We start from the raw sequence: 25,886 nt of genomic DNA, 5'->3' as shown, positions 1-25,886 counted from the left end.
GATGGAAGGGCTTTTCGACTTCGCTCAGGATCTTGGTGCCGCACTGTCCTGGCTGCTTCCGTTCCTTTGCTACGTCGGCGGAGGCTGCTTTCTCCTGAGCGGGGTCATGGGCATCTTTCAGCGGTCATCCATCAGTAACGGGCTGCTCTCCAAGGGCGTGGTTCCGGAGATGATGATCCTTGTTGGTGCGACTTTCCTGTCGTTTCCCGAGTTTCTCAATATGGGGAACCGCACCCTTGGCTTTGAGGCCAATGCCGGTATCGGTGCATCATCGAAAGTCAGCTTTTCCTCGGATGCCCTGATGACAGCGGCACAAGGTGGCCCACTGGCCGCCCTGACAGCCATCCTCAATGTCTTTCACGTCTACTTCGCAGCCTACGGCGCACTGATCGTCTATTTCGCAATCGTGCGCCAGATGGGCCGGGCGAAAGGCGCGAACAACAGTTCCACCGGCCTCAACATGGTCATGGGAATAGCGGGATTCCTCGTGATGAACGCAGACGTCCTTGGTCCTGCACTCCTCAAAGAACTGAAGCTTGTGCAGTGACCCTTCACCCCCACCCCACAGTCGACGCCCAGAGCGTCTATTCCGGAGTCAGTATGACACAGTCCTCCCGCACACACCTGAAGCGCTCCCTGATGGTCGCGGCCCCTGCGCTTTCCGCATTGTCGTCTCTTGCTTTCGCCTCCGCAGCACGTGCTCAGGCCATTGACGACATCACGCGTGACGCCACCCAGAAAGGGATGAACGCCTTCGGCATGGGGCTGAACGCCTTCTGCTTTATCGGCGGTGGGCTTTTGCTTGCCATCGCCATCTTCGGCTGGTGGCAGCATCAGCGGAATCCGAATGCAGGATCGAAGCCTGGCATGATCATCGCTGGCTTCATTTGCGGCGGCATTCTCCTGGCATTCCCGTTCCTTGCCAAGACCGCGTCCTTTACGATGTTTGGTACTGCGCCGAGCGTCACAGGCGAACAGCAGCAGATGAAGTTCGACAAGTAAGATGCCTTCGTCGCGCCCATTGGCTTCGGCCGCCCCTGAAAGGTTGACGGTTGAAGATCTGACTGCACCGATGAGCGGGCATTGCACCTGCTGCGAGCACATGCTCGCAGCAGTTACCGTGTCAGGCAGACCCCTCTGTCTGACCTGTGCGCCGGCATTCGCGCTCGACGAGCCCGGTATAGACGATGTCGCGACACTGATCTGGCTCCCGCATCTGGATCAAGGCGCTCTGGGACGTTGTGTCACAGCACTTCATGTGGCCGCGAAAGCAGCGGGCCACACCGTTTACGATCAGGGGCTTTCAGGCGAGGCGCTGAGCGCAAAGCGCGCCTTCGAGGCTCTTCTGTCCTGCCGCCTCGGGGCATTGGAGAAGATCGGGACGGACCGCCCGTCTTTGTACCGATCCGCTCTGAAAAGCCTCTCCCGTAACCCTTTCCCGGAAGCTCATGAAACCGGGCTTCGGATCCTCATGCGGGGAAAGTGGTTTCCAGACAATCCGCGCCGCTATCTCGACGCGGCTCAAGAATGGGCAGTGTCACGCTGATGCTACGTAAAAAAACGGTGCACTCAGAGGGGCAGGAAGCCCCGCGTCTCGCGCGGTCCAGAGCCTCCCTCTTCGATGGTGTCCTGCGGACGATTGCAGCCACATCAACCTTCCTGCATCGGGACGTGACCTCGTTCTGCGATCTGGCAACCTGCGATCAACGCGGCCTGATCACGTTCCAGGGCGATTACGCCACCGTCATCAGCCTGCGCGGGATGCGGCGGATCGCCAACGGGGCTGAAATCGCCGCGGCATCCTCACGACTTCGTCTGGCTTTGGGAAGTCAGTTCAGTCGGCCCGGCCATGCGTTGCAGTTCTGCTATGTCGCCGATCCTGAGGGTGTCAGTGAGAGCATCCGGCGAAACCTCGATGAACGACGGACCGTTGCAGGTGCGCTGAACGCCGATTTTGAAGACATCTTCACGGAACGACAGAAGGTGCTTCCACCTTTCATGCGTCAGGAACGCACGTACCTCGTTCTCTGGACAAGACCTGCATGCCTGTCATCGCAGGAGGTGTCACAGGCCAAACGCGAGCGGGCGAGCAATCTCAAGGGCCTGCCGCCCCTGGGTGATGCTCAGAACCCTCTTCTGGGAAGCCTCGAACTTGGGACGATCCATCAGACGTTCGTGCAGGGTACCTGTGATGCTCTGAGCGCAGAAGCGGTGCAGGTCGATATTCTCAGCCCCGAAGAGGGTCTGCAGGCCATTCGCCATGAACTCTACCCCGATACGATCGGCTCTGCCTGGACACCGTCCACGCCACTTCGCAATCCGGGCGGAACTGTTCCCGAGACGGATGCTCCGGCGGACGCGGCCGATGTTCTCTGGCCTCCGCTGCGCGAACAGCTCTTCCGTGACGATGCCAGCACGCCTGACTTCTCCACGGCCCGCATGGGTGTCTTCGACTGGAGCCCGATCGAACTGACGCGTGTTCCCGAAATGCCGGTACCAGGCGTGAGCAACAAACCGGTCCCGACATTTACCGAGCTTGCAGGGCGTCTGTCAGGTCGCCGCATGCCGTGGCGGGCAACGGCTTTGATTGAAGGCGTGCGACCGGGCTACATGCTCTGGAAGGATACGATTGCCCAGTTTCTGAAATTCGGCTCCAACACCCCCATCAACTCAGGGTTCGAAGAGCTGAAGGCCATGCGCAGCAGCCAGAGCGACAGCATCGTCAAGCTGCGCATGGCCTTCGCGACCCGATCGTCGGCCGGCGACACGGAAGCGCTCCGCACCCGCGCCTCCAGGCTCGAGCAGGCCATTCAATCATGGGACAGCGCTCAGGCCAGCCGCGTGTGTGGGGACCCGCTTGCGGGTGTCCTGTCTTCCGTCCCCGGGCTGGCCCTTGCCTCAACCGCACCTCCGACCCCTGGCCCGATGTCCCAGATTCTGACGATGATGCCATGGGCCAGACCGGGGATGCCCTGGTCCGATGGTGCGATGCTGTTTCGCGCGAACGATGGCACGGTGGTTCCCTATGACCCGGCCGGATCGGGGCGCGAGGCGGTCCTTGACCTGTTCGTGGCACCTTCGCGCCGCGGTAAGTCCATGCTTGCCAACGCCTTGCTTCTCGCAACAGTTTTAAGCCCCGCTGCCATGACGTCTCACGGCGCGCGGCTTCCACTGATTGGCAAGATGGACGTCGGAGATTCTTCCTCCGGCTTTATCGACATGGTCAGGGCCGGACTGAGACAGGAAGAACGCCACCTTGCGCTTCACATTCCGTTTCAGCTCATTGACGAACACGCCTACAACATTTTCGATACCGAAACCTGTTGTCGAACGCCGCTGCCCTATCACCGCACGTTTCTGACAAATTTTCTCGCGCAGATCTGTAAGCCCCTCGACGGCTCTGACTTCGAGAGCATGAACCAGCTGATCGACGCGCTCATTACGGCTGCGTATGAATATTACTCCGACACTGGTCCCTCTGTCCGTCCCAAGATGTATCGCGAAGGGGTCGACCGGCTCGGCATTGATATGGCCCTCGCACATCATCGGCTTTCAGCGACACGGGCTACGACCTGGTGGGAAGTCGCTGACATGCTGGCAAACGTCGGCGACATGCGCATGGCGCACCGCGCGACCCAGTTTGCCGTGCCTGTGATCAGCGACCTCGTCGAGGTCGTTCGCGAAGAGCGCATCCGGCTGGAATTCGAGAAGGCAAACCCGACAGGCGGGTCAGAGTCCTCCATCGACGTTTTCAGGCGGTACCTCAATCATTTCGTCGCGAAGTTTCCAAGCCTGACAAAGCCGACACGTCTGGATCTTGGGGCTGCCCGGATTGTCGTCATCGACATTGACCGGGTCGCGCCGGAAGGACAGGGAGAGGCGCAGCGCCAGACGGACCTGATGTATCTCCTCGGATTTCAGATCGTCTCGCGGAACTTCTTCCTTCATCCGGATGATGCCCAATACGTCCCTCTCCATGTCCGTCCGTATCATCGCAAGCGCTTCGAGGAGTTCCGGGAAAGCTTCAAGCGGATTGAGTGTGACGAGTTCCAGAGAACCGCAGGCGCGCCCTTCATCCAGAAGCAGTTTGAGGAGGCCGCACGACGGGGCGCCAAGCTCAATGTGAAAATCGGCCTTGCCAGTCAGAAGCTCGCAGATTTTGGAGACTATCTTATTTCTCACTCAACCGGTCGCTTCATTCTGGGCGCCGGCGACGAAGAAGAAGCCAATGAAATCTGCCAGCGTTTTCGCCTGAGTTCAGCCGCCCAGGCGATTGTCCGCAATGGACTGAACGGCCCCCGTGCCGATGGAAGCGGTGCCCCGCTCATCTGGCAGACGCGCGTGAACCACGAACTGTACGAACTGTTCGTTCTCAATCTTATGGGACCGATTGAACTGTGGGCGCTGTCTACCAGCCCCAAGGACACCGCCCTGAGACGCCGTCTCTATGACGCACTCGGGACGACAGAAGCACGTCGACGCCTCGCAAAGGTCTTTCCCAGGGGATCGGCCGAGCAGGAAATTGAGCGCCGCGAAGACGTCCGGATGAAAGCCGGCCAGGATGCAAGCACCGCCCTTGGCGGCGTGATCGAGGACATTGCCAGAGAACTCAGGGATGGTGTTGGGCTGGGAACGGTCATCCGGATGTCTTCTGAGGACGAGGTGTCCGCACTCACAAAGGAGTCCGCCACACTGTCAGCATGAAGAACGCTCTTTTCATGCTTCCCCTCGTTGGCCTTGCAGCGCTCGGCGGGTGTGCAGGTGCTAACACCGAGACCCCGGTGACAGTCGATGTCCCGGGGATGCCATCACCCGAGCTGGCCCTGCAAAAAAGCCTTGATCGCATCAACGGCTTTTTAGGGAGCCTGAATCAGAGGATCGACACCCCGGTTCGACAGACAACCGCACTTGCTGTCACGCCCACTCACCCGGTCGATCTGGTGGCCAAAGCCACCGCGGCCTCGCCCATCGCCCTTGCCCCTACGCCGGCCCACGAAAGTAGTGCCCTCTCAGGCAAAGCGGGGCTGACATGGTTTGCCTACGGCGAGGGCTATGCCCGGGTCCATTGCGCGCCCGGCTCCCTCTGCATTCTTCGTCTTCAGCCGGGTGAGACGGTCGCAAGTGAGGCCCTTGCTGTAGAGCCAAAAGCCGGATGGCGGACAGATCTCGTGCATGGAACACGCGGCATTCACGCTGCCTGGGCCGTCGCACTCACGCCAGAGCCAGCCGCCACGCAGTCCATCCTCCGCTTTGCGACCAGTCGACGCGCCTATGTTGTCGTGCTTGACCCGACCGGCCCGTCAATGCGCAGCATTGCCTACAGCTATGCTTCAGGCGATCCGCAGACGCAGCCTGAGCCGCCGCCGTCTCCAGAGGCCGTGGCCAAGCGGAATACGCCCGATTTCGACTTTCACATGACAGGCAGCAGCCCGGCATGGAAGCCTCTGCGGATCTACCGCGAGGGCGATCACACCTACATTCAGTTTCCGCCCGGTGGGATTATCAGCGCTCCTCGTCTGGTTGTGCTGTCACCATCCACTGCTTCGACCCAACCGTATCGCACTGTCGGTGACTCCTACGTCGTTGATCTGCCGGTCACTGATGCCCTGTTGATCGGTAACGAGCCCGGCTCCCCTACAATTCGCATCTCTCATGGAGGAAAGGCATGACGCGCCGTCCCTATGCCCCTATCGCTGCGTCAGTGCTCGCCTTCCTGAGCGCGTGCACCGAGGTTCCACCGTCCCAGACGTCTCACGTTAGCGGAGCTAACTTCAGAGATACGTCGGCACTCACTGTGTTTATCGCTGATATCCTCGCCAACAGCCTGGATGCAGGCCGCACTGTCGTCCGCCTTGCCCCTTACAGCGGCCCCGACGATGCGCACGCCCAGACGCTGCTGACAGATACGCTGCGTGAGCGTGGCTTTGCGCTTTCTCCACAGGGTATGCCTTACCCGGGCGCACAAACGGTCAGGTACGCTGTCTCGCCGCTTGGCACAGATCTTCTTGTTGAACTCGACGTTGAGGACGCTATTGCCACCTGTCTCTACGGACATGATGCCGATGGCGCACTCAGGCGGAAGGGCAGTTGCAGTCTGAGGTCGGGAGCAGCACTGAGCCTTCACATCCCCACGCAGGAAATTCTTGTCCCTGCGCCGGAAAAACCCAAGGTCGCCCAGTCTGCGCCCCAGGCTGGTCCTGTACAGCTTGCCCCTCACGCTCCGAACGATGCGAAGACAGTCGGCGCCCAACCTGTCGAAGCAACGCCGCGTGCAGTCATCACTGCCGCTCCACCGTCGCCCCCTGTGCATTTGCAGCCACCTGCTGAGGTTTGGACCCTTATCGAAGGTCAGCCGATCCGGGATCAGATGATTGCCTGGGGTGATCGGGCAGGATGGCGGGTCATCTGGCCCGAAGGCATGAACTGGATGGTTCCGGTGACGACCGGCTTCACAGGCCCGTTCCGGCATGACGACGGACACGGTGGGGATGACGGTGTGATGTCACAGGTCATTCACGCCCTTTCTGCTCAAGGCAAAACAATCAGCCTCCAGCTCTTTACAGTCAATCATGTCGCACTCGTTACGAATACGGGGATCCAGCAATGACCCGCACCAAACACGCCTTCCTCCTGCTAACCGGTCTTAGCGTCCTGGCGCTCCTGGCGGGATGCAATGACTTTAACGATGCTCGGGAAAAAGAGCAGCGCATGGCAAGGCTTGGGGAAACGACCCGGCCACCGGAACAGCCGATCGTGTCATCCATCAACGCCCCCTATCTGCTTGGGGAAGCGCTCAAGGACCGGGACGCGACCCCCGGAATTCTGAAGACTCCAGCGTCCATCCTTATCGCTCGTCCGGTCGAAATCCGGGATGCTGCGATCCTGGCAAGCCGCATTACGCACATTCCCGTCAGCGTTGCTCCCGACGCTGAAGAGACGGACGGAGATAGCGCGCTCTCAATGCCGGCATTAAATGGAGGATTCAATGGCGTCGCGCTGCCTCCTCCGCCGACCATGACAGGTGCCACAAATTCTTCGGGTACGCGCAGAAGCGCGTCAGCATGGCACGGACCCGGTGCATGGCTCAGTTACGACGGCACTCGTGCCGGACTGTTTCAGGCGATCGCAACACGGTTTGGCGTCTGGCAACGGTTCGAAGACGGTCAGGTTCGGTTCTTCCGTAACGAAACCAAGACATTTGTTGTTCCGACCTTTCCGGGATCAACGAACATCAACACGACGATTACCGCCTACACAGGCGGCGGAGGTGGAGGAAGCTCCGGCGGTGGGTCTGGCGGAGGCTCTGGTGGCGGAGGAGGCTCTACCGGAAGCTCCGGAGGCTCTTCTGGTGGCAGCTCTGGCGGTGGATCATCATCGGGCATGGCCTCCATCTCTCGCGAGAGCAAAACCGATCGCTGGAAGAACCTTCAGAAGACCGCAGACACGATCGCAAACGGCGCTCAGGTTATCGCCGATGAAGGGCTGGGCACGCTTTCAGTCACGGGAAATCCAGATCAGGTAACAAGAGTCTCCGACTGGATCCACTCTCTCTCCGAGAGTCTGATGCAGCAAGTCGCAATCGATGTGCACGTCTATACGCTCAAAGAGACACATGAAACGAACTATGGATTCAGCCCGCAGATTGCCTTGAAGAATTACGGCAAGGTCTATGGTCTCAGCATGATCCCCGCCGCGATACCAGGCATGCAAACGAATGACATCCCCTTTTCATTCGGCGCGTCCATCCTCGACACCGCCAAAGGGGCCGCAGGCCAGTTTTCCGGATCGCAGCTGGCCATTCAGGCACTTTCCGAGCTTGGAAACGTGACGGAGATGTACAGCCGGTCTGCCGTGGCAACCAACGGTATGTCAGCCCCATTCCAGAACGGGATCAATACGACCTATCTCGCCAATTCGAGCACTGTCCTCGCGTCAAACGCCGGCTCCTCCGCGACCCTCTCCCCTGGAGTGGTGATGAGTGGGTTCATGGGGGAAATCACACCGAGGATCGTGGATCAGAGGATCCTGCTCCACATCAACTTCTTGCTGCAAACCCTCCTGAGTATCCAGACCTTCCAGTCGAACGGTTCGTCCATTCAGGAGCCTAAAACCTCCAGTACGTCACTCGACGATACCGTGGTTCTCCGATCCGGTTCCACGCTGATGCTGTCGGGCTATGTCGATGATTCCTCATCTCGGGATCGCACTGGCGTTGGCTCGCCGCTCTTCTGGTTAGGCGGTGGTGGCGGCGACGCACAAACGCAGAAAACTCAGGTTATCGTTACGGTAGAGGCGCACACCCTATGAAACGTGCAACGCATACTCGCTGCTGTGGCGCGGCTATCCTGATCTTCACGATGGCAAGCGCTCACGCTGAAGTCCCGGATTGCGCCACCCATCTCCAGCGTGCCGCCCCAGGGCAAGTCCTGACCGCAGAACAGATTGACCTGAACAACAACTGCTTGCAGGAACTGCAGCAGGAGAGCGCTGCCGTTGAGCTGAGAGCCCGCATAGCAGATTCAGAAAAGAAAATTCTGGGCAAGATCGAGCCTGGGCCTTCTCCTGCAAACCGAACGTCTGGCGGCCTCCCGCTCCCGGGCTTTCCAACAGTCCTGCCTCCGAACGCTCCCACCCCAGTCCAACCCCGGACACCAACACCCCCTGTCTGGCTGCCGCCCCGCATAGCCATGATCGCCTCCGACCGGGGACGGATGACGGCCTCTCTCAAAATGCCCGATGGAGCGCTGTATGACGCGATTAAAGGGACCGTGCTTCCAGATGGTTCCACGGTAACGGCCATCCGCGCAGACATTGTCTACGTCCGACACGGAAAAGACGTCGTGCCATTGTCCAATGACGATGGGTCAAGCCAGATTGGCCAAGCCGTTGCCTCCGGTGTATCCGGCGCCTCAGCCTTTCCAGTGCTCGGAACCTCCGGGGCGCGGCAATGAGCCTCGACCTTCAGACCCGTGACCATCGGTGGTGCCTCGACGCAAGCTGGATTTCGTACGCTCGTCGACCTGCCGCCTCAGAACTGCGTGCTCGTGCGCGCAGTATCCGCGCGACGCACTATCTGGTTGTCCCTGGACGACCTGCGCTCGTCGGTTTTTTCGCGTTCCGGGACGGCTCCAAACGCAAATCGCTTATACCGGCTGCGTTAGCCGCGGCACGGACACTCGGGCCCGATGCCTACGCGGAATACGAACCTGAACCAGGACGGCTCTGGATTGTTGCAACCGACCATTTAGGCAATTTAACGCCGTTCGCCGATAGCTGCATCAGCGCGTCGGAGCAGGAAGCGTTTGAAGCTCGCCTCGATCCGTCGCTGGTGGCCCGCAAACAGCGCTTTGATATCGATCAGGTCGACGAGAAATTCGCGCAGTTCGAGCCTGAATCATACCCGTTGCGTGAAGTGTCTTCCCGTCGAAGTCTTTTTATAGGGGCCGGAATTGTTGCTTGCGGCGTTGGCATCGGCTTGAGCCTCTATACCTGGCATCTCCACAATATTCGTCTTGCAGCAGACAGGGTCCAGCAGATGCGTGTCGAGAGTGACCGCCTGAAAAGGCTGGCCAACGCGCAGGTTACAACCGTAACGCCGGATCATTGGATCAATGCGTGCCTTAAGACGGCAAAGGCCGTTCCACTATTCGCCGCGGGCTGGGCCCAGATGGAGTGGGTTTGCAACAGCACAGGAGTAGAGATCACCTGGTTAAGAGCTGGCGGAACCCTCGCTGATGCGCCTCCAGGGAAGTACACCGATCAAGGAGATCTGATTGTACAGACACTCCCCATGGAGCCTGAAAGAACACGACCACAGGCTCATGCTCCCGTTGACGGCAAGCGCCTCCTGCTTGCGCTCCTGCAACAATCTGGCGTCAAGGCACAGATCCATACCACCGTCGTCCTAGACCAGGATCCCAAGCAGGCGCACGGCCCTCCACCGGCAGCGTCAGCCCAGTTCATCTGGCCCACTGATCCACGGTCAACCTCGTGGGACGCCATTCCCGGGCTACAGTTTATTGAGCTTCGCCATAAGACCGGACTTCAGTTGTCCTCTGCGGCCGGCCAGCAATCAGACCTGAACAGCTATCTCGTTTCTGCCCAGATTGGCGAAGGAGACCATGCCCCGTGAGCCTATTCAACCGGCTGCAAAATCGGACCCGAAAGTCAACGTCCTACGATGGGACGCTGGATGCCACAGAGGCACAGCACGTCGCTATCGATGACCTGACCAAGACCCTCTACGTCGATCAGACCAGACGGAATAGCGTTGCGATCCAACAATGGATGGCAGAGCATCGCGCCCGGACAGGCTTGCTGTACCGTGTGGAGTGGGAACCTTTCAGCGACATCAGTCGCCGTCGCGAGGAAATCCGTCAGACTTATGCAGGTCAAAAGGGACCGCAGGAGACGTCCAATACGGCGCGAAACCAAGCAATTGGTATGCTGAAAATTGCCGCGCAGTGCCGCGCTAGCGACGTGCATGTTCTCAAGCGAAAAGACCATACCGAAATTCAGTTTCGCATCAAAAAAACCCTGATGGTTTATCGCGAACTGAATAATACGGAGGGCGAAGCCCTGCTGGTCGCGCTGTACCGTCTTTGCTCCAGTCAAGACAACACGATCAAGCCGCTGGAAACCCAGGATGGTGGCATCACCGGGCAGATCCTTGACGGCACCGGCCTGGAGAACGTGCGTCTGGTGCGTGGCCCCGCCTATCCGGCAAACGACGGTGGCGGGCACATGGAACTGCGACTGCAGTATCGAGAGAAGAGTGAAGGCTCAGGTGCGCTGCCAGCCGGTGTGACACTCCGACTGCCGCGGCGGCCGGAAGGTGAACTGAAACTCGCAAGCTATGGGTTTTCCGAGGACCAGATTGATCGCCTGAAGTACATCGCAACACAGCCCTCCGGTGTGCTTCTTCTGACAGGTCCAACCGGTTCAGGAAAGACGACAACAATTTACGAGCTTGCAAAATGGCAAGCCCGAACCGATCCGGGGAAGCGACTGGTCGGTATTGAGCAGCCAGTAGAATATCCCATGCCGTGGGCGGTTCAGCTTGAGATCTCCAACGCCCTGGATTCAAAGACCGCAGGTGAACGTTTTCAGGCAAATCTTCGCTACAGTCTTCGTATGGACCCGGACCGGCTGATTATCGGTGAAATCCGAGACGCCGAGGTGGCACTGACAACTTTCGATGCCGCTCAAACCGGTCATGGCGTCCTTTCTACCCTGCATATCGAAGACCCCTTCGAGTTTCCAACACGCCTGCAAAACATGAATTTCGAACGGCTGTCATTCCGGGTGACCTGCAACAGTTCTGTTATTCGTGGCGTCGTCGCTCAGCGACTGCTTCCTCTTCTCTGTCCGCATTGCAAGGAACTCTGGACCGTCAACGACGAACGTATGCCACAGAGGGCAGCGCAGGCTCTGGCGACCTGGGGCGATACATCCTCAACATACAAAATTCGTCCAGGCGGCTGCTCACGTTGCCAATACACCGGGGCCGGCTCTGTCACCTCTGTGGCTGAGGTCGTCGAGACGGATGAGGAGCTGATGAATGATCTCATCACCAAGGGTATCGCGATTGCACGTCGCCGCTTCCGCTCCCGCCCCGAAGCAGACACCCCGATGGTTGAAAAGGCCATCAAGCTCGCACTTGAGGGCCTTGTCGATCCGTACACAATCATCCGCGAAGTCGACAAGATCCCGTCCAGGGAACAGGTCGATCGCGATCGCAGGATCGGACGTGCGGAGCGTGCAAGAGCCGCACAGGACGCAGCGGCTCTCGCCAGGGAAGAGGAGATAGCCTGATGCCCTTCGAAGTTATTTCGCATGAGGCCCCCCGCTCGTATGGCCTCGAGAATGCAACCCTATCCTCGTTATTCGGTCACCGCCTGAACTTCGGCTGGGCCGTGCGCGCAAAATTATATCAGATGATGATCCCCCGGCTTCGGGACAAGAACGGTACGACACCAGAACGGCTCTTCGAGCAATATGCTCGCCGCCTTCGACGGAGAGGTATTGTTGGACGGTCAGCTGCCACGGTCGTCGAACTCCTGCTCGAAGAGATGACGGAGCATGCCCGAAAGCTCGCACCGGCTATGCGGCCTCTGATCCCGGCCGACGAGTTCGCAATCATCGACGCAGGAGAACGCAGTGGCGACCTGGCGCAGGCCCTGGAAAATCTGCTCGAGCAACGCCGCCGCACAGCGAACATCGTCAAGGCAAACCGCAAAGTGGCGCTCCTGCTTCTGGCCTTTATCGGGCTTTTTGGGGGCACGTTCTGGATCATCGGAAAGTTCGCTATTCCCTCCCTCCTGCCCTTCGCCCATGCCTTCTCAAAGCGTCAGACCGGGTCACAGCAGACCCTTCTTGCCGTCACCGGCTGGGTCACAGGGACCGGACCTCTTTGGGTCATCTCTGGAGTTATCGTCGTCTGCGCCGTGGTTTTCTGGAGTTTTCGACGACTCACCGGTCCGTTGCGGCTGGCTCTCGAAAAGATCCCCCCATGGTCAACCTACCGCGCCATCGAAGGATACATATGGCTTTCGACGTACATTATTCTCGTGCGAGCGGGTGCGCCAGAGACGTCGGTTCTGGAAGACCAGATGAAAACTGCCTCGCCATGGCTGCGTGAACGACTGTCCAAACTTGCTGAGCTCATGGGCCAACATGCCTACCTCTTTCCGGTTGCCCTGGAAGAGAGCGGTTTCCAGTTCCCATCGCCCGACATGATCGATGACATCGCCAATGCCTGGGGTGGCTCAACAGACGGATACGATCGGCTGCTTGCCTCCTCAAAGCTCTGGGCTGATGACATCGAGCAGGCAGCGATTCAACGAACCGAGTGGCTTCGGACCATAGGATTCACAGTCATGTGGATCATCGCGGGCGCACTCACATTCGCCACAGATACATTCATCCCGCTGGATCAGTTTTAGGTCCAGCGCATGAATTTTTGTCTGAAGGCGAGACCCCATGACTAACCTAATTGGCATCATAGCCGCGATCATCATCGGATTGTTCGGCCTTGGTACTGCAGCGACTTATGCGATGCGCGCGTACCACGGAACTGGCACAACGACTGCGATTACCGAAGCCACCGATATGTGGCATCAAGCACACTCGGTTTACGGCGGAACAGTCGCCGGTGGTGCGGCGACCTATGCAGCAGTAACCAACTCGAACGCAATCAGGGCAAGCATTGTGCCGCAGTCCATGACAACTGGCGACGGCTCTTACATCGCTGGCCCGTGGAACGGCTCTTACGTCACGCTGTCGGGTTCATCCACCACGTTCTATGAGGACTGGAATAATATTCCTTCGAGTGCATGCGCACAGTTCGCCCTGTCTCAGCCCGTGAATTTTCTGATGGTGAATGGCACGGGCGTTTGGGTCAACACCGGGAGCGATGTGGTCACGCAGGTGACGGCAGCCTGCAACCAGGGTAGCTCAAGCCTCAGTGAGGTGAAGTTCAGCTACGTAGACACCGCAGGCCAGTAAGTCGTCGTGGGCGCTTTCTTTCTCATTGGCCTCCTTTTCGTCAGTATTCTGACTGGGCTCATTATGGAGCAGGGCGCCCTTAACACGCAGCAGAGGAGCGCGGTGACAGCCGGAGCGTCCGACCTGACGGCCTTCCTGTCATTCAAGAGGGCTGTCCAGGGTTATGTCACTGCGAACCCGTCTGTCTCCGGCTCCATCCCTCTCTCGTCTCTTCCTTCAAGCGAGACCGAAGGTGCGACAAGCGCGATGAAGGATATGGTCATTCGTACCGGGTCCGGAACTGAAATCGTGACGTGGTGGGAAACGAGCGGAGCTCGTCTTGATGACCTTCTTGCAGCGGCTGAAGGAGATCGGGCGATTGGAATTTCAACAGGACAGAACTGGCAAACTCCATATGGCGGCGACATGGGTCCACTCCCCGTGACGGTCCCTGCCGGAGACATTGTCTCTTTTGTCATTTTCACAGGATCAGGATTCTAAGATGAACCTTCTGATCGCCTTGCTTGCCGGAACCGCTATTGCGGCTCTCATGATTCCACGCTTTGGTCTCATGATACAGCGTGGACAGGACCGCTCGGTTCAAGCGGTCACGGCGGGAGAATTTCAGGATCTCCTTTCAGCCGCACGGACCTATATCGAAGCTCACTACACTGAGCTCGCCTCTCAGGTCGCGGTAGGGAGCACGTCCGAGCTCCCATTAGGACAACTCCCCCTCCTTCCAAATTTCGGCCAGCAAAACCCATATGGACAGACCTGGCATGTCTATGTGCAGCAACCTGCCAGCGGCCAGATCTCCGCGCTCGTCGTTTCCCGGGACGGGCAACAGCTGGACCTCTCCGCGTTGACGCGCATTGCTGCGCTTGGCGGAAGTCACGCAGGTTATGTCGGCGCAGACAACATTCTTCCAACCGTCAACAGTCAAACAGCCATCGGAGCAAATGGCGGCTGGAGGCTCTCGCTCGCTGGCTCGCCCGTCAACCCAGGCGCAGGCCACTTCGTCGGTCTGGCAAGTGGGACTGCAGGAGCCCAGTACAACAGCGACGCGCTCTACCGCGACGCCGTCCCGAACCATCCTGAGTTGTCGACAATGAACAACACGCTGAACATGGGTGGAAACGATATCGCCAACGCTAATACCATCTTGGGTGTACGCGGGCGCTTTACCAACAATATCGCCACAAACAGCCTCGATCCGAACTCGGGATACCCCAATGGCTGGGCTGGCGGCGCGCACGTCAACGACCTCTACGCCCATGGCTCAATCGGAGCGGGACCAATGAATGGGCCGGCAGCCGCCTGGATGAACGCAAACGGTGACGCAGGCTTCAATCACTCTGTCTCCGTGGGCTGGACACTCAGCGCCAATCAGATTGTCCTTCCCCAGGGCAACTCCCTGCAAATCGGCAACCAGTACCTCTATGGCGATGGAAACAATATCGCCATGCGTACAGGCGGAACGTTCTATCTTCAGCACTATGACGGGTCTGCTGCGGATGAAAACGTGTCGACTCTGTCGGCCGAAAAGCTCGTGCATCTGAACGGTACTGCGGCTCCTGGCGAGGGATGCAATTCTGGAGGACTGACTGCGCAGAACGACGGGAGCGGCCGCTTGCTGAACTGCGTCAACGGGACATGGCAGTCCGTAATCCGCGCGCCCTTTGGCTACTACGTCCCTCCGACAACAAACGGCAGGAACAACTACAACGTCGTTAATCCCTACACTGGCGGTTTCTCTTGCCAGGCAGGAACGCAGGACATGCAGTCAGCCGTTCTTTGGTACGGCGACTACGGCTTCTCTGCTCTTCATCTTTGTATCGCACCACAATGAGCGACGCACGCACCCTAGATCGGGCCCGTAAGGGTCGATCCGGTATCAAGCCCGGAACCTACGACTTGACCCCTGAGTTTCTCATCTCGCTGCGCACGGCTTTGCAGCGCCGTCGGCACCGCCGCTCCTCTAAGATGCCAAGCTACGGCACCCGGGAGATCAATGGCCAACGCGTCAGGCATACGGTTGCACTCGGAACCCACTGCCTTCCTGCCACCATCCTTCAGCAGGCGGAACTTCGCCAGTTTGCCCTTCCCTTCGATTGGATCCATGCCACTCCGGGAATGATCCGTCACTGTCTCGAAAACGACTTTGCGGACTTCCTGCCTGAACAGGGAGAGCGTCATCATCCAACGTTTCGTGACCGGTTTGGCTTAAAGGAGATCTTTCTACACAAGGACCCGCAGTCGGAAGGTGACCGGACTTATTATCAGCGCTGCATCGAGCGCTTTCGCCTGTTGATGAAATCGAGAGACGCCAAGCTCTTCGTGATGATCTCGCGACCATCCAATCCCATCGGGTGGCATTTTCCCGAGCTTGTTGACCTGCTGAACCGTATGACCAGCAACGCCGAGCTTCTGGCAATCCAGCTGCAACCACAACGGGATAAGGGCGAGAGTGTCGGAATGGAACTGTCGCAGGAACGGAACGGCTCCCGTCTCTATGACTATCGACCGGTCTCCGACGAGAGCGCTCTTGGCTACTTTCCAGACATCATGGACGAACTCATGATCTTGAGACTCATCTATCAGTACCATCTGGATCCGGTCACGTTGCCATGACGGCCCTTCCACCGTGCACTGCCCTCGCCGCTCAGGCCTATAACGTTCCGGTCGCCGCTATTGAGCGCGTTGCAGATCAGTCGTCATCACCGGGTATCGGTCCCATGAAGATCGATCCCAGGTGGCTGCCCATCCTTCAGCGTATGGGCTTTGATCCTGAACAGGTTCGCACGAACGCTTGCATGAATATCGCTGCCGGAGCCTGGATCCTCGCATGGGCTAACGCAAGCCGGTCACAGACGCCTCCGCCACAAAGCGAGCGACCCGTCTCCCGGCCCATGCCGGGCTTCATGGGCCCGCTAGGTGCATGCATCTCTCATGCCGCAAAACAGTACCACCTGCCTGAACTTCTCTACCGGGCTATTCTCCTGACAGAAGGTGGCCGTGTTGGCCACATCAGCCGGAACCCGAACGGCAGTTACGACATGGGACCTGCCCAGGTGAACTCAATGCACCTTGCCGAACTCGCTGACATGGGCATCTCGAAAGACCAGATCATCAACGATGGGTGCCTGAACATTCATATCGGTGCGTGGATCCTTGCGGGCGCACTTGGCGGCCGGACGCCTGATAACGCGGCAGAGTTCTGGAGACGCGTCGGCAATTACAACTCCAGTACGCCTAAGTACAACGTCGCTTATCAACGTAAGGTCTGGAAAAATGTGCAGCTTGCTGCGCACTCACAAACGTCTCCGCCATCATAGGCGGCATGTGGCAAATCCCTCTCTGCCGACCCTTCGGCCTTACCCTTCTGCTGCTGTCAGGACTCTGTGCCTGCAGCGAACAGACCCAGCCGCCTGTGCATCCCTACGATCAGGACATGAATCATATTCTGTCCGCACTCGACCGGATTGGTGCCGTCCGTTTTCCTCTGGTACGGGCGGGCTCTGTTCTTCCGGCCGAGATGAACCGACCTGTCAGATGGCAGTGGCAGGGACCGCTCGATGAGGGCGTCCGGCTGATCGCCACACAGGTCGGCTATCAGACCGATATCCCGCCATGCGCCTCACCGCCGATCATAGAAGTGGATCAGAAGACGACCACGCTCGGTCGCCTTCTGGACGAGATGGCTGCCGCATCATCTGGTCATGCCGACATCTGGGTTGATATCCCGCACCACGTCATAAGGATTTCCTGGAATGCGTAAGCCTCGGCATTCTGCCTGTCGGGCAGCCCTCCTTGCGGCATCACTCTGTGCGTACAACGCCTCTGCACACGCCGAGCCCCCTCAGGATCTTCCTGTCCCGGAGATACCCGACGGCAACCCGGAAGCGGGCGAAGCAATCGACACGCCTGTCACCGGTGCAGCCGAAGCCCCGGATATCCCTGACGTGGACAGGCCTTCATCGCTCGAAGCGATGATGGCCGTGCGTCCCGGCTACTCCCCAAAACAGGAAAGCGGGAATGGGCGCGACAGTGCCGTGCGCAGTGCGGCGTGGGCCTATGGCGCTCAGGGTGGACGGGCCGCAGAGTCCTACGCGATCAATGAACTCCTGCGTCGCTATTCCCATGTTCTGGACCAAAAGGTGGATTTCCGCACTCTGGTGCTCCCCGCCGGCAACGGTCAGACCCTTATCCGGCCGCCCGTGGTCACAGAGGCGCAAATGGCGGTCGCTCTCGATCCAAGTGGCCAGACTGCCCGTGAAACAGGCACGATTTATCAGATTACTCGCCGCGCGCAGCTTGTGACGGCCGTGCCGCAATGGCGCACATGGCTTGTACGCACTGTCTCACCCCCTTCCCCGCCAGCCGACGCGGTCCGGCCACGCACACCACACGAGGTTGAGGTCTGGAGATCCGGGGTGGCTTATGGCTGGGCAGCCGGACAAAGGCAGGCGGTCGAGATCTTTCTCGATGACCTGTCGCGCATGGAACGCGATGTCATGGGCATGGGACGTTACAGGGTTCTGTTAAGGACCGGAAAGGTGGCAGCCCCGGAGGTTTCCCAGCTGCACCGCGACGTCCAGGGCGGAGCAGATTTGATGCGTCTCGATGACCGGGAGCTTCGCATCCGCAGTCAACCAGGTCTCGATGCGAACCGCGCGCACTGGCACGTTTCAGAAGGAGGTCAGTAATGCCCGTTAACCCGGCTCCCAGCACGCGGTCCCACGATCCCGAGCGCATTGCCAGCCTGCTGATCGGCGTCTGCGTCGGAATTGCTCTGTTTTCATTCCTGCTCTGGTTGAAGTTCCACACCCAGATCGTCGAAGCCGTCCTGTTCGTGCAGGGCTATGAGCTGAGGCTGATTGGACTCTTCACGCACCGTTACGACGCGGTCCTTGTCAATCTTGGGGACGCCATCCCTGAGCGTGTCTCTGCATCGACCCTCTGGGAACTCTGCACGCTGACAGGGTCGGTTCTCCGCTGGCCCGCTCTTGTCCTGCTTGTCATTCTCGCGGCCCTCTGCCTGACCCGCGCGCCGCTGGAACGTCACCGCAGACGGTTCGGTCTAGAAGGCATGCAGAAAGCACTCGCGGAGATCCATCCGTTAGGCGCAGCATGGCTGGGCAAAGGACTAAAGCTGGTGCGCCCCTCACCACCTGAAGTGCCATTGGCGCCACTCGATCCTGCGCTGAACCTTGAAGAATGGCGCGCACGATACGTGCGAGGCAACTCTCCTGAAGACCTGAGAGATGCTACATTTCAAGCCCTTAAGGGGCAGCTTGGGAACGCGTGGAACGGCCCGACTACTGCCACGCCAGCAGAAAAGTGCCTCTTTGTGGCCTTCTCTCTTTTTATACAAAGGAAGAAAGATCAAGCTCAGGGTGTTCTGGAAGAGCTCTCGTTAGAACTCAAAGGCTCCCTGAAGAATGGCGCTCCCACGTCTTCGAAGGGTGTCTCCGCCCGGTTCGTGCGAAAGCTGGATCGACAGATAAGCCGCAGCGATTTCAACGTCACGTTGCAGTTGGCGGGTCAGCATGCGTTCAGTCGACCAGCACTCCTCACACTACTGCAGGAAGCACGCCTTAAGGGCGGCGTCGTCAACCCAGGGCTTTTCGCAGCCATCCAGTTCCTGGACCGCGACCTCTGGCTCGTTCTCTCCGCAGCGTCCTATCCGCGTGACGGACTCCCACCTTATGTCATGGCGATTGCCTCTTGCCCGGAAGCGGCAGCAGCACTGGCACACTGGAAAGCAGAGTGCCTTGCCGGACGCCCTCTGACGACACCCCAGATCTCCAGCCTTCTCAAGACTTTCGGCAGACCATGACTGATTCCGTAATTTTTAACCTCATGCCTGATTTCATCCGTGCGCGCATTGCGGCTTACACGCTCCGGGATTGGGTGGCAGAGCATTATGCCGTACCAGCCCTTCAGCTCGATCGTGCGATGACACTGACGCTTGTTCAGCTTGAACATGCGGCCTCTCGCAAGACCTATTACGGGTATGACGTTGCCCCGGCTCCTGTTTCCCTCCTTGAGCCAATCTCGCGTTACATGGAGGCGCTCCTGGGTGGGCTCGAGCGGCAAGATGAACGCGAGGGCTTTCCCAAAGAGCTGGCCCGGACCCACCAGAAAGTCATCCATGAGTTCGAAAAGCTGAACCGTCTTGGAAACAAGGCACGATGAGCATGTTGTGGCCGCACGACAGCGAGCCTTTGCGGGGCAATATGCTGGACCAGTTCCTGATCTGGTGCTCAGAGGCCGAATGTTCGAGGATCGAAATCCAGACAGACACCCCCGTAATGGTGCGTCTTCATGGCGAAAACCATCAAGTCACGAGCGATGCCAGTCTGCCAGGGGAAGTCGAGGATGCGGTCAACTACATCTTCCGGTCGGCGACGGGAGTGACCAACCTCAAAAACGGCGATCCGATCGATGTCGGGCATACAATCTGGCCTGATCGCAAAAAGAGGCGATACCCCTTTCGCCTGAATGCCGTCAGCTCGCAGGTCGGGGCAGATGCAGGCATTTCGCTGACCTTCCGGCCCCTGGTTGACATCCCGCGCCCCCTGAAGGAGCAGCACTTAGAGCCTCAACTGCTGGACGCGCTCCATGGAGAACAGGGCATTTTTCTGATCTGCGGCGCCACAGGCTCGGGGAAGTCGACACTGATTGGCGGCATCAACCGGGCCCGGCTTGAAGACCCGGATATCCACTGCAACCTGATCGAAGCCTCAGCACCCCTTGAGATCCTCTATGATCGTGTCGAACGTCGCAACTCAGCGGTCACGCAACTTGAGATTCCCCGGAACCTCCGGAGTTTTTCCGAATTTGTCCGCGCGTCCATGCGTCGAGAGCCAACCGACATCGTCGTGGGCGAGTGCCGTGATCCCCAGACCATGGAAGCGTCGATCCAGGCCGGGATCTCTGGCCATCGCCTCCTGAGCTCTCTGCATACGAACAGCTGCTCTTCCACTGTCCGACGTGTTCAGTCGCTCTGCCCCGCTGATCAGCGGGACAGCCTGACAATTTCGTTCGTCGAGAACCTCCGTCTTCTGGTGAACCAGAGGCTGCTGAAGTCGACCGACGGCAAGAGGACACCCATCCGGGAGTTCCTGCCCGTGACCCGCGCCATTCGAACCCGCCTGCTGGATGCCCCGCGGGATCGCTGGCCGAACATCACGCAGGCCGCTGTCGAAGAGCACGGACAGACTTTCGCTCAATCCATCGCTGCGGCTGTGAAGCAGGGCAGAATCACAGAAGCCGTCGCCGCCGCTGCCATGAAGGAAGAAAACTGATGTGGCGCTTTACCGCGGACCCAGTCCGCCTTCTCATTATCGACGCCCGTGCGCTTGCACCATTTGCTCTGTGGATCGCTCACATGCGCGAATGGACGTTTATCCTCGCCATTATCGGGGTCCTGTTCTTCAGCGTGCTGGCATGGCTCGGCCTGACGCTTCCCGTGGCCGTGCGTATGCTCCGGGTCATCCTGTGTGGCCCGGTTCGCCCTCGTCTTCCCTCCTGGAAAAAGCGTGATTACGCATGAGCGATCTTGATGACCTGGTGCGGTGCTGCACGGCCCTGATTGAAACGCAGGGATACCGCTTCGAGACGGGCATTCCAGGCGTTGGCACTTTGCCTGCATGGCGTGTCACCCAGACAAACGTGTTTCTTCCGGTATTGCTCCGGCTCGCTGAGGAGTTCTGGAGATCTGAAACAAAAGGAGCCGGCTTCGGCCTCAAGCTCGAGCCAGACACACTGAGCGTGACGGGCTACACGCTTAAAGGGCTTTATCATGTACCGCTCTCGATCGCCCTTCTGGCGCTCAACGCTGTGCTCAGGAACGTCGCCGATCCTGAAGGACGCATTACTCTCGAAGCTCTGACGACCTACGCCCAGGTAGCCACGACCTGATCCGCACTCACAAACGCCTGTCAGATACTGCACAGGCGTCTAACTGTTGAGGTCCGCGATGATCATTTCTGTTCCCCCTGACACACAGTCCGTTTCTATTCGTCGTGAAGGGGAACGGACCATCATCGTTCTCGACCACGAGGTGCTTTCAGAGGCGTCTGACGGTCTCCGTCCCCTCCCGGCAGAAGAAAATGCTAACGAACGGCCGCCACAAAGAGCCAGACGCGTCCCCCTCCCGATGATCGCTGGCGTCTGTCTGATTGTTGTCGGTGCCGCCGTTGGCCACCGGCTGTGGTCGCCCGCGAAAAGCAGTGGTCCACATACAGCCGACACCTTGCAGATGCCGCTACTCCGCGCCCCTGAATCTGCGACACGCCGTTCCCTACCCGCCGCGCCTGAAGCCGCCCCGGTACCCAACACTGCGTTCGGGCTGGAATAATCATGGCGACGATCAGACGCCGCATAGACGGTCCGCAGGATTTTCACGAACAGAAGGGTGGGCAGGCATTCCGCGACACCCGAAGCGTTCCTCACCAGATCGCGGAAATCCTGCGATCCGGGTTCTCGTCCATCGGGCTCGTTGCAATAGCTGGCGTGGCCGTCACTGTTCCCGCGCTGACAACTGCCATCGTACCATTGGCCGTCGCCTATGCCGGCTATGTCCTGACGCGGCCGGTGACGTTGCCTCTTCGCTTGCCGGCCAACGCGAAGGGAAAGGACTACGGCAATCCTCAGCCGGACCCAAAACGACCTGGCGTCGAAATCCCGGGCAAGCCTTCTGGAGACTGGCTGATAGGCTGGGATGAAGTCACGGCCCAACAGGTCTGGCTGTCCGGCAATGATATGACGATGCATGCCATTCTGCCCGGCTCAACCGGGTCCGGCAAAACGCAGTTCATTTATAGTCTTCTGTGCAATGCCCTGGCACAGGGCGGCGGGTTTACGATTGTCGACGGCAAAGCCTCAAACAACCTTGCCTTCTCCGTTGCAGCCATGGCGAGACGGTGGGGCCGAGAGGCAGACCTGCGCTTCATCAATATGATGGTCTCGGCTGGGGACAGAAAGACCAACACCTGGAACCCCTTTTCCTCTGTCAATGCTGAGGGCATGACGGAGCTTCTGCTCACGCTCTTTCTTCCGGAAGACAAGAAAGGCGGAGGGGGTAACTCCGCGCATTTCCGCGACAGAGCCGAAGCGCTTATTCGCGGCATGTCCTATGTCTTCGTGTGGGTCCGGGACAACCTCGGTATTCCGATCATGTCCGAGACGATCCGTACGATGTTCTCTGACATCGTAAAACTGCGCGATCTCTACCAGGATCAGATCTTCACCTATTATGATGCAGATACAGCCGAGACGCGAAAAGTCGAACTGCCGCCCGAGTTTGACCGGACCCTGCTGAACCCGGTCCGCGACTACGTGACAGAGACGGGTGGCTTCTCGAACACCAAAAGCGTGGGAGACCAGGACAAGGTTCGCGAGCAGCATTCCTATGTGGTGGGTGGCTTCGGCAAAACCTTTACCCAGATGAGTTCCACGCTGGGGCATATCTTCCGGTGCAATATCGGTGATGTGGACTTCCGGGACGTCATCTTCAATCGGCGCATCCTCGTCGTTCTTCTTCCCTCGCTCGAAAACCACCCGGACACCAACGCTGCCTTGGGCAAGGCGGTCATCACGGCGCTTCGTTACGCGCTTGCGGCGGCACTCGGCACCTCGATTGAGGGCGACTACGAGGACCGCGTCGTAAATCGCGCGTCGTCCTCGACGGTGCCCTATCCTCTGGTTCTGGACGAAGTCGGTCAGTTCGCGACACGCGGGATCGACGCCATGATGGCGTTGGGTCGCGAGCTGAACATTTCCCTGCTGATCTCGTTTCAGGAAGTGGGCACCCTCTACGCCACGCTCGGTAAGGATTTGACCGTTCCGCTTCTCGGCAATCCCAAGCTGAAGATCTTTGAAAATATCGAGGATTCTGGTCCAACCCGGGAGTGGATCGAACAGTCAGGTGGAACGATGCCTGTCAGCGTCCTCCCCGGTTTCGACAGCTCGAACCCTCTGGGCGTCTATGCGGACCAGCAGCGCGCAGACATCCGGGACGTCAAGCGGATCTCCTGGAGCGACGTGCAGAACCTTCGGCAGGGGCAGGCCATCATTCTCTTCCGAGGAAAGCGCATCTACACGCGACTGTTCTATGCAGGCATCAAGCCAGCGGGCGTGAACAGGGTGTTCCCCACAATTTCAGCGGCTCCCGCTCTTGAAGCCCCTGTCTCGGAGGAACCGGCCACAGAAGCAGATGACGTGGCTCAACGTCTTCAGGAAGGGCGCGATCGGATCGAAAAGGGCGATCTCCGGCCGCTGACCGGAGTTCTGGGAGATCTGTATCAGCGGCTCGGTGTCGTTCTCAACACGGAAGGCACGCCACTGCAGGACGCCCAGGAACTCCTGAACCTTCTTTTTCCGGACGAGACTTCGGCAGAAGACAAACCTTTTGCAAAGCTGTTTGAGACTCTCGTTCCTCCGTCCGCTCAGTTGCCCCGCACGACGGAATCACTTCATCCGGATCTTGACCGAGCACTCCTGACCGAGCTGGTGACGTTCGAGACGGCGCTTGGACTGGATGAGCGGGCGGCCGTCGAGGCAGTCACGCATGCCCTGAATCTTTATGCGCGTGGCAAAGAACTCGCATAGCAGCTGAGGCGGCATGTCCCGTGCCGCCTCCATCTTCGAACCTACATCCCTCGTCCTGCGCCACGGACCCGCGTGCGATCGCGCTCCCGCTCTTCGTTCTGTGCGGCCGCGCGAGCTTGCTGCAGCCGGTCTTCGGCCTGCTGTGTCCTCCGACGTTCCTGCAGATCTTCAACCCGCCGCGCTGCATTCAGGGCGTCCTGAGCGGCATAGCCGGCCTTGCGCAGCTTGCGACTGACATCGTCCCACTGCGCGCGCGGCACGTCTCGGATCGGGGATTCCTCAACCTGACGACGCACCTGACCGCCCGGTGACTGCCCCTTCTGCCGGGTCCGCTCATTGACGTGGTTCTGCCGGATCCAGCGCGTATTGGCTTCTTCGTGCGCAAGACGCGCTTTTGCCAGATCGACGGCCAGGGACTTGTAGGGATGACGCCCCATGTCCGACGCCAGACGGTCATACAGATCGTTGACCGTCACTGGCCGGATGTCACCCAGAGCCCGCGAAAACGTCTCGGCCTCACGAAGAGATCCTTCCGACACGGCCGTCCAGCAGCGATGAACATGCCGGCTTTCGGCAACATAGGAGGTAAAGCCGGTCATGGCCGAAGATCCACGCGGCATGGCGTTGATATGCTCATCGGACGTCACACCCTGGGCTGCATCGACCGTCATGGCGTGACCAAAGCCAAGACGGACGCGTCCGGTCTTCGGGTCGGCCAGCCGGGTCCAGGGCACCAGCCCTTCCCGGCCCTTCGCATTTTGTAACACCAGCCCCTCATCGGACCAGCCCTTGACGGTCGTGAAGTCGCCATTCGAACCCAGATCACGCCAGCGACGCCCATGGGCTGTTTCCATCCGAACACTCGTTTTCGCAAACAATCGAACCCTGTCACCTACTGCGAGAGGCAGCTCATAGGTGACGCCACGCTGATCAATGGCGGCCTTGACGATCTCCGCCTGCCCGATCTCGCCACGCTTGCGCAGCCGGTCGCGGACGGCACGGCTGAGATCCATGACGTCTTCGTTGGTCGGCGCCGACATGGTGATGCCCCGCTCCGACCCGGCCTGCGTCAGCATGTCGCGACGTCGAAGATACAGGTCAGCGATCTGCTCAACGACCTGGTCATGGTCGCCCCCCACAAGTCGGATCGTGCCGTCCTTGCGCTTCATGTCGATGGCTTCACGCGCCCGGGCGATATCGGCTTTCTTCTGCTCGTCCTCGGTCTGGCTCAGATCACGGCCAGGACTGCGGAACATGCTGGCGATCTGCCGACCACGCGCGGACTTCTGGCGGATCGTGCTCAACAGCTCCGGACGCGCCTCTTTGGGCATAACACGCAAAAGCAGTTCCACAGCGTCGCCGGCCTCGATCGCCTGGGCCTGTTCCCGGTCGCCCACGACCCGAAGGGCAAAGCCCTTTTCCTGCTGAAGCTGAAGGATCTCAAGCAGCTGACGCGGGGAGACCTGACTGACTTCATCAAGGACAAGAACAGACTGGCGATCGAGGACAATCTTTCCCTGCGCCAGGCCGTCCAAAAGCGGTGTCATCGCGTAGGTTTGGGAAATGCCCGCATCCTTCAGCGCATCGGCCTGACGCCAGGCAATGGCCGCGCCAATGACGGTACAACCATCCTCCTGCCAGGCGTCGACCAGAGGCTTCAGAAGTGTCGTTTTGCCGGAGCCGGCGACACCGATCAGGAAGCCCAGGCCGCCCGCCTGACCAAGCGCATTGATGGCCGCAAGCTGCGCGGCGCCGTGGGCCGGCTCGCGCGTGAAGTCGAGACC

At 59.3% G+C, this 25,886-nt stretch carries 26 protein-coding genes; 25 read left to right on the top strand and 1 reads right to left on the bottom strand.

The window, feature by feature from the left end; genetic code table 11:
- Window position 1 precedes the first annotated feature (1 nt).
- From KP708_RS13845 to KP708_RS13725, 25 genes are read left to right on the top strand one after another with little or no spacing between them, the layout of a single operon-like run.
- Window positions 2-547: a hypothetical protein gene (locus KP708_RS13845; RefSeq protein ID WP_010504781.1), complete on the top strand. Its 546-nt coding sequence runs from the start codon at window positions 2-4 to the stop codon at window positions 545-547.
- A gap of 53 nt (window positions 548-600) precedes the next feature.
- The gene (locus KP708_RS13840) at window positions 601-1,002 is read left to right on the top strand and encodes a hypothetical protein (RefSeq protein WP_010504784.1); all 402 of its coding nucleotides are present in this window, start codon (window positions 601-603) and stop codon (window positions 1,000-1,002) included.
- Window position 1,003: 1 nt separating this feature from the next.
- Complete coding sequence (locus KP708_RS13835; RefSeq protein WP_010504786.1) at window positions 1,004-1,546, top strand: hypothetical protein; 543 nt, start codon at window positions 1,004-1,006, stop codon at window positions 1,544-1,546.
- On the top strand, window positions 1,546-4,704 hold the full coding sequence (locus KP708_RS13830) for a type IV secretion protein DotO (protein ID WP_156315491.1): 3,159 nt from the start codon (window positions 1,546-1,548) through the stop codon (window positions 4,702-4,704). The genes KP708_RS13835 and KP708_RS13830 overlap by 1 nt, the downstream gene beginning before the upstream one ends.
- 14 nt (window positions 4,705-4,718) lie before the next feature.
- Window positions 4,719-5,669, top strand: coding sequence for a TrbG/VirB9 family P-type conjugative transfer protein (locus KP708_RS13825; RefSeq protein ID WP_252347563.1), 951 nt, complete (start codon window positions 4,719-4,721; stop codon window positions 5,667-5,669).
- Window positions 5,666-6,607 carry a toxin co-regulated pilus biosynthesis Q family protein gene (locus KP708_RS13820; RefSeq protein ID WP_010504791.1) on the top strand — a complete coding sequence of 314 codons (942 nt, stop codon included), beginning with the start codon at window positions 5,666-5,668 and terminating at the stop codon, window positions 6,605-6,607. Before KP708_RS13825 ends, KP708_RS13820 begins: the two co-directional genes overlap by 4 nt.
- Window positions 6,604-8,307, top strand: coding sequence for a secretin N-terminal domain-containing protein (locus tag KP708_RS13815; RefSeq protein WP_010504793.1), 1,704 nt, complete (start codon window positions 6,604-6,606; stop codon window positions 8,305-8,307). Before KP708_RS13820 ends, KP708_RS13815 begins: the two co-directional genes overlap by 4 nt.
- Complete coding sequence (pilP, locus tag KP708_RS13810; protein ID WP_010504794.1) at window positions 8,304-8,951, top strand: type IV pilus biogenesis protein PilP; 648 nt, start codon at window positions 8,304-8,306, stop codon at window positions 8,949-8,951. Before KP708_RS13815 ends, pilP begins: the two co-directional genes overlap by 4 nt.
- Window positions 8,948-10,132: a type 4b pilus protein PilO2 gene (locus tag KP708_RS13805; RefSeq protein ID WP_010504798.1), complete on the top strand. Its 1,185-nt coding sequence runs from the start codon at window positions 8,948-8,950 to the stop codon at window positions 10,130-10,132. The genes pilP and KP708_RS13805 overlap by 4 nt, the downstream gene beginning before the upstream one ends.
- The gene (locus KP708_RS13800; RefSeq protein ID WP_010504800.1) at window positions 10,129-11,814 is read left to right on the top strand and encodes a GspE/PulE family protein; all 1,686 of its coding nucleotides are present in this window, start codon (window positions 10,129-10,131) and stop codon (window positions 11,812-11,814) included. The genes KP708_RS13805 and KP708_RS13800 overlap by 4 nt, the downstream gene beginning before the upstream one ends.
- Complete coding sequence (locus KP708_RS13795; protein ID WP_010504802.1) at window positions 11,814-12,944, top strand: hypothetical protein; 1,131 nt, start codon at window positions 11,814-11,816, stop codon at window positions 12,942-12,944. Before KP708_RS13800 ends, KP708_RS13795 begins: the two co-directional genes overlap by 1 nt.
- 37 nt (window positions 12,945-12,981) lie before the next feature.
- Window positions 12,982-13,506, top strand: a complete 525-nt coding sequence (locus tag KP708_RS13790; RefSeq protein ID WP_010504805.1) for a type 4 pilus major pilin — start codon at window positions 12,982-12,984, stop codon at window positions 13,504-13,506.
- Window positions 13,507-13,512: 6 nt separating this feature from the next.
- Entirely contained in the window at window positions 13,513-13,986 is a 474-nt protein-coding gene (pilM, locus tag KP708_RS13785; protein ID WP_010504806.1) for a type IV pilus biogenesis protein PilM, read from the top strand.
- Between the two features lies 1 nt (window position 13,987).
- Window positions 13,988-15,334 carry a shufflon system plasmid conjugative transfer pilus tip adhesin PilV gene (pilV, locus tag KP708_RS13780; protein WP_010504808.1) on the top strand — a complete coding sequence of 449 codons (1,347 nt, stop codon included), beginning with the start codon at window positions 13,988-13,990 and terminating at the stop codon, window positions 15,332-15,334.
- Window positions 15,331-16,116, top strand: coding sequence for a DUF1796 family putative cysteine peptidase (locus KP708_RS13775; protein WP_226993346.1), 786 nt, complete (start codon window positions 15,331-15,333; stop codon window positions 16,114-16,116). The genes pilV and KP708_RS13775 overlap by 4 nt, the downstream gene beginning before the upstream one ends.
- Complete coding sequence (locus KP708_RS13770; protein ID WP_010504812.1) at window positions 16,113-16,820, top strand: transglycosylase SLT domain-containing protein; 708 nt, start codon at window positions 16,113-16,115, stop codon at window positions 16,818-16,820. The genes KP708_RS13775 and KP708_RS13770 overlap by 4 nt, the downstream gene beginning before the upstream one ends.
- Before the next feature lie 5 nt (window positions 16,821-16,825).
- On the top strand, window positions 16,826-17,263 hold the full coding sequence (locus tag KP708_RS13765; RefSeq protein WP_010504814.1) for a DotD/TraH family lipoprotein: 438 nt from the start codon (window positions 16,826-16,828) through the stop codon (window positions 17,261-17,263).
- Entirely contained in the window at window positions 17,256-18,191 is a 936-nt protein-coding gene (locus KP708_RS13760) for a type IV secretion system DotC family protein (protein ID WP_010504816.1), read from the top strand. The genes KP708_RS13765 and KP708_RS13760 overlap by 8 nt, the downstream gene beginning before the upstream one ends.
- Window positions 18,191-19,324 carry a hypothetical protein gene (locus tag KP708_RS13755; RefSeq protein WP_010504818.1) on the top strand — a complete coding sequence of 378 codons (1,134 nt, stop codon included), beginning with the start codon at window positions 18,191-18,193 and terminating at the stop codon, window positions 19,322-19,324. The genes KP708_RS13760 and KP708_RS13755 overlap by 1 nt, the downstream gene beginning before the upstream one ends.
- On the top strand, window positions 19,321-19,683 hold the full coding sequence (locus KP708_RS13750; RefSeq protein WP_010504820.1) for a hypothetical protein: 363 nt from the start codon (window positions 19,321-19,323) through the stop codon (window positions 19,681-19,683). The genes KP708_RS13755 and KP708_RS13750 overlap by 4 nt, the downstream gene beginning before the upstream one ends.
- On the top strand, window positions 19,680-20,795 hold the full coding sequence (locus KP708_RS13745) for a type IV pilus twitching motility protein PilT (protein ID WP_010504822.1): 1,116 nt from the start codon (window positions 19,680-19,682) through the stop codon (window positions 20,793-20,795). The genes KP708_RS13750 and KP708_RS13745 overlap by 4 nt, the downstream gene beginning before the upstream one ends.
- Complete coding sequence (icmT, locus tag KP708_RS13740) at window positions 20,795-21,043, top strand: IcmT/TraK family protein (RefSeq protein ID WP_010504824.1); 249 nt, start codon at window positions 20,795-20,797, stop codon at window positions 21,041-21,043. The genes KP708_RS13745 and icmT overlap by 1 nt, the downstream gene beginning before the upstream one ends.
- Window positions 21,040-21,411: a hypothetical protein gene (locus KP708_RS13735; RefSeq protein ID WP_010504826.1), complete on the top strand. Its 372-nt coding sequence runs from the start codon at window positions 21,040-21,042 to the stop codon at window positions 21,409-21,411. The genes icmT and KP708_RS13735 overlap by 4 nt, the downstream gene beginning before the upstream one ends.
- 58 nt (window positions 21,412-21,469) lie before the next feature.
- Window positions 21,470-21,850: a hypothetical protein gene (locus tag KP708_RS13730; RefSeq protein ID WP_010504828.1), complete on the top strand. Its 381-nt coding sequence runs from the start codon at window positions 21,470-21,472 to the stop codon at window positions 21,848-21,850.
- Between the two features lie 2 nt (window positions 21,851-21,852).
- Complete coding sequence (locus KP708_RS13725) at window positions 21,853-24,102, top strand: type IV secretory system conjugative DNA transfer family protein (RefSeq protein WP_010504831.1); 2,250 nt, start codon at window positions 21,853-21,855, stop codon at window positions 24,100-24,102.
- A gap of 41 nt (window positions 24,103-24,143) precedes the next feature.
- On the opposite strand, the gene KP708_RS13720 is transcribed toward KP708_RS13725, so the two are convergent.
- Window positions 24,144-25,886, bottom strand: a 1,743-nt coding sequence (locus KP708_RS13720) for an AAA family ATPase (protein ID WP_215757201.1), incomplete at its 5' end; no start/stop codon positions are given.

The sequence above is a fragment of the Gluconobacter sp. P5H9_a genome (assembly GCF_018812085.1).
In the GTDB taxonomy this organism is placed as follows: domain Bacteria; phylum Pseudomonadota; class Alphaproteobacteria; order Acetobacterales; family Acetobacteraceae; genus Gluconobacter.
This window is presented reverse-complemented; position numbering and strand designations above follow the sequence as displayed.

Bases quoted from the DNA above. Each gene is read 5' to 3' on its own strand.
- KP708_RS13845 (WP_010504781.1), top strand. From the start codon at position 2: ATGGAAGGGCTTTTCGACTTCGCTCAGGATCTTGGTGCCGCACTGTCC.
- KP708_RS13840 (WP_010504784.1), top strand. From the start codon at position 601: ATGACACAGTCCTCCCGCACACACCTGAAGCGCTCCCTGATGGTCGCG.
- KP708_RS13835 (WP_010504786.1), top strand. From the start codon at position 1,004: ATGCCTTCGTCGCGCCCATTGGCTTCGGCCGCCCCTGAAAGGTTGACG.
- KP708_RS13830 (WP_156315491.1), top strand. From the start codon at position 1,546: ATGCTACGTAAAAAAACGGTGCACTCAGAGGGGCAGGAAGCCCCGCGT.
- KP708_RS13825 (WP_252347563.1), top strand. From the start codon at position 4,719: ATGCTTCCCCTCGTTGGCCTTGCAGCGCTCGGCGGGTGTGCAGGTGCT.
- KP708_RS13820 (WP_010504791.1), top strand. From the start codon at position 5,666: ATGACGCGCCGTCCCTATGCCCCTATCGCTGCGTCAGTGCTCGCCTTC.
- KP708_RS13815 (WP_010504793.1), top strand. From the start codon at position 6,604: ATGACCCGCACCAAACACGCCTTCCTCCTGCTAACCGGTCTTAGCGTC.
- pilP (WP_010504794.1), top strand. From the start codon at position 8,304: ATGAAACGTGCAACGCATACTCGCTGCTGTGGCGCGGCTATCCTGATC.
- KP708_RS13805 (WP_010504798.1), top strand. From the start codon at position 8,948: ATGAGCCTCGACCTTCAGACCCGTGACCATCGGTGGTGCCTCGACGCA.
- KP708_RS13795 (WP_010504802.1), top strand. From the start codon at position 11,814: ATGCCCTTCGAAGTTATTTCGCATGAGGCCCCCCGCTCGTATGGCCTC.
- KP708_RS13790 (WP_010504805.1), top strand. From the start codon at position 12,982: ATGACTAACCTAATTGGCATCATAGCCGCGATCATCATCGGATTGTTC.
- pilV (WP_010504808.1), top strand. From the start codon at position 13,988: ATGAACCTTCTGATCGCCTTGCTTGCCGGAACCGCTATTGCGGCTCTC.
- KP708_RS13775 (WP_226993346.1), top strand. From the start codon at position 15,331: ATGAGCGACGCACGCACCCTAGATCGGGCCCGTAAGGGTCGATCCGGT.
- KP708_RS13770 (WP_010504812.1), top strand. From the start codon at position 16,113: ATGACGGCCCTTCCACCGTGCACTGCCCTCGCCGCTCAGGCCTATAAC.
- KP708_RS13765 (WP_010504814.1), top strand. From the start codon at position 16,826: ATGTGGCAAATCCCTCTCTGCCGACCCTTCGGCCTTACCCTTCTGCTG.
- KP708_RS13760 (WP_010504816.1), top strand. From the start codon at position 17,256: ATGCGTAAGCCTCGGCATTCTGCCTGTCGGGCAGCCCTCCTTGCGGCA.
- KP708_RS13755 (WP_010504818.1), top strand. From the start codon at position 18,191: ATGCCCGTTAACCCGGCTCCCAGCACGCGGTCCCACGATCCCGAGCGC.
- KP708_RS13750 (WP_010504820.1), top strand. From the start codon at position 19,321: ATGACTGATTCCGTAATTTTTAACCTCATGCCTGATTTCATCCGTGCG.
- KP708_RS13745 (WP_010504822.1), top strand. From the start codon at position 19,680: ATGAGCATGTTGTGGCCGCACGACAGCGAGCCTTTGCGGGGCAATATG.
- icmT (WP_010504824.1), top strand. From the start codon at position 20,795: ATGTGGCGCTTTACCGCGGACCCAGTCCGCCTTCTCATTATCGACGCC.
- KP708_RS13735 (WP_010504826.1), top strand. From the start codon at position 21,040: ATGAGCGATCTTGATGACCTGGTGCGGTGCTGCACGGCCCTGATTGAA.
- KP708_RS13730 (WP_010504828.1), top strand. From the start codon at position 21,470: ATGATCATTTCTGTTCCCCCTGACACACAGTCCGTTTCTATTCGTCGT.
- KP708_RS13725 (WP_010504831.1), top strand. From the start codon at position 21,853: ATGGCGACGATCAGACGCCGCATAGACGGTCCGCAGGATTTTCACGAA.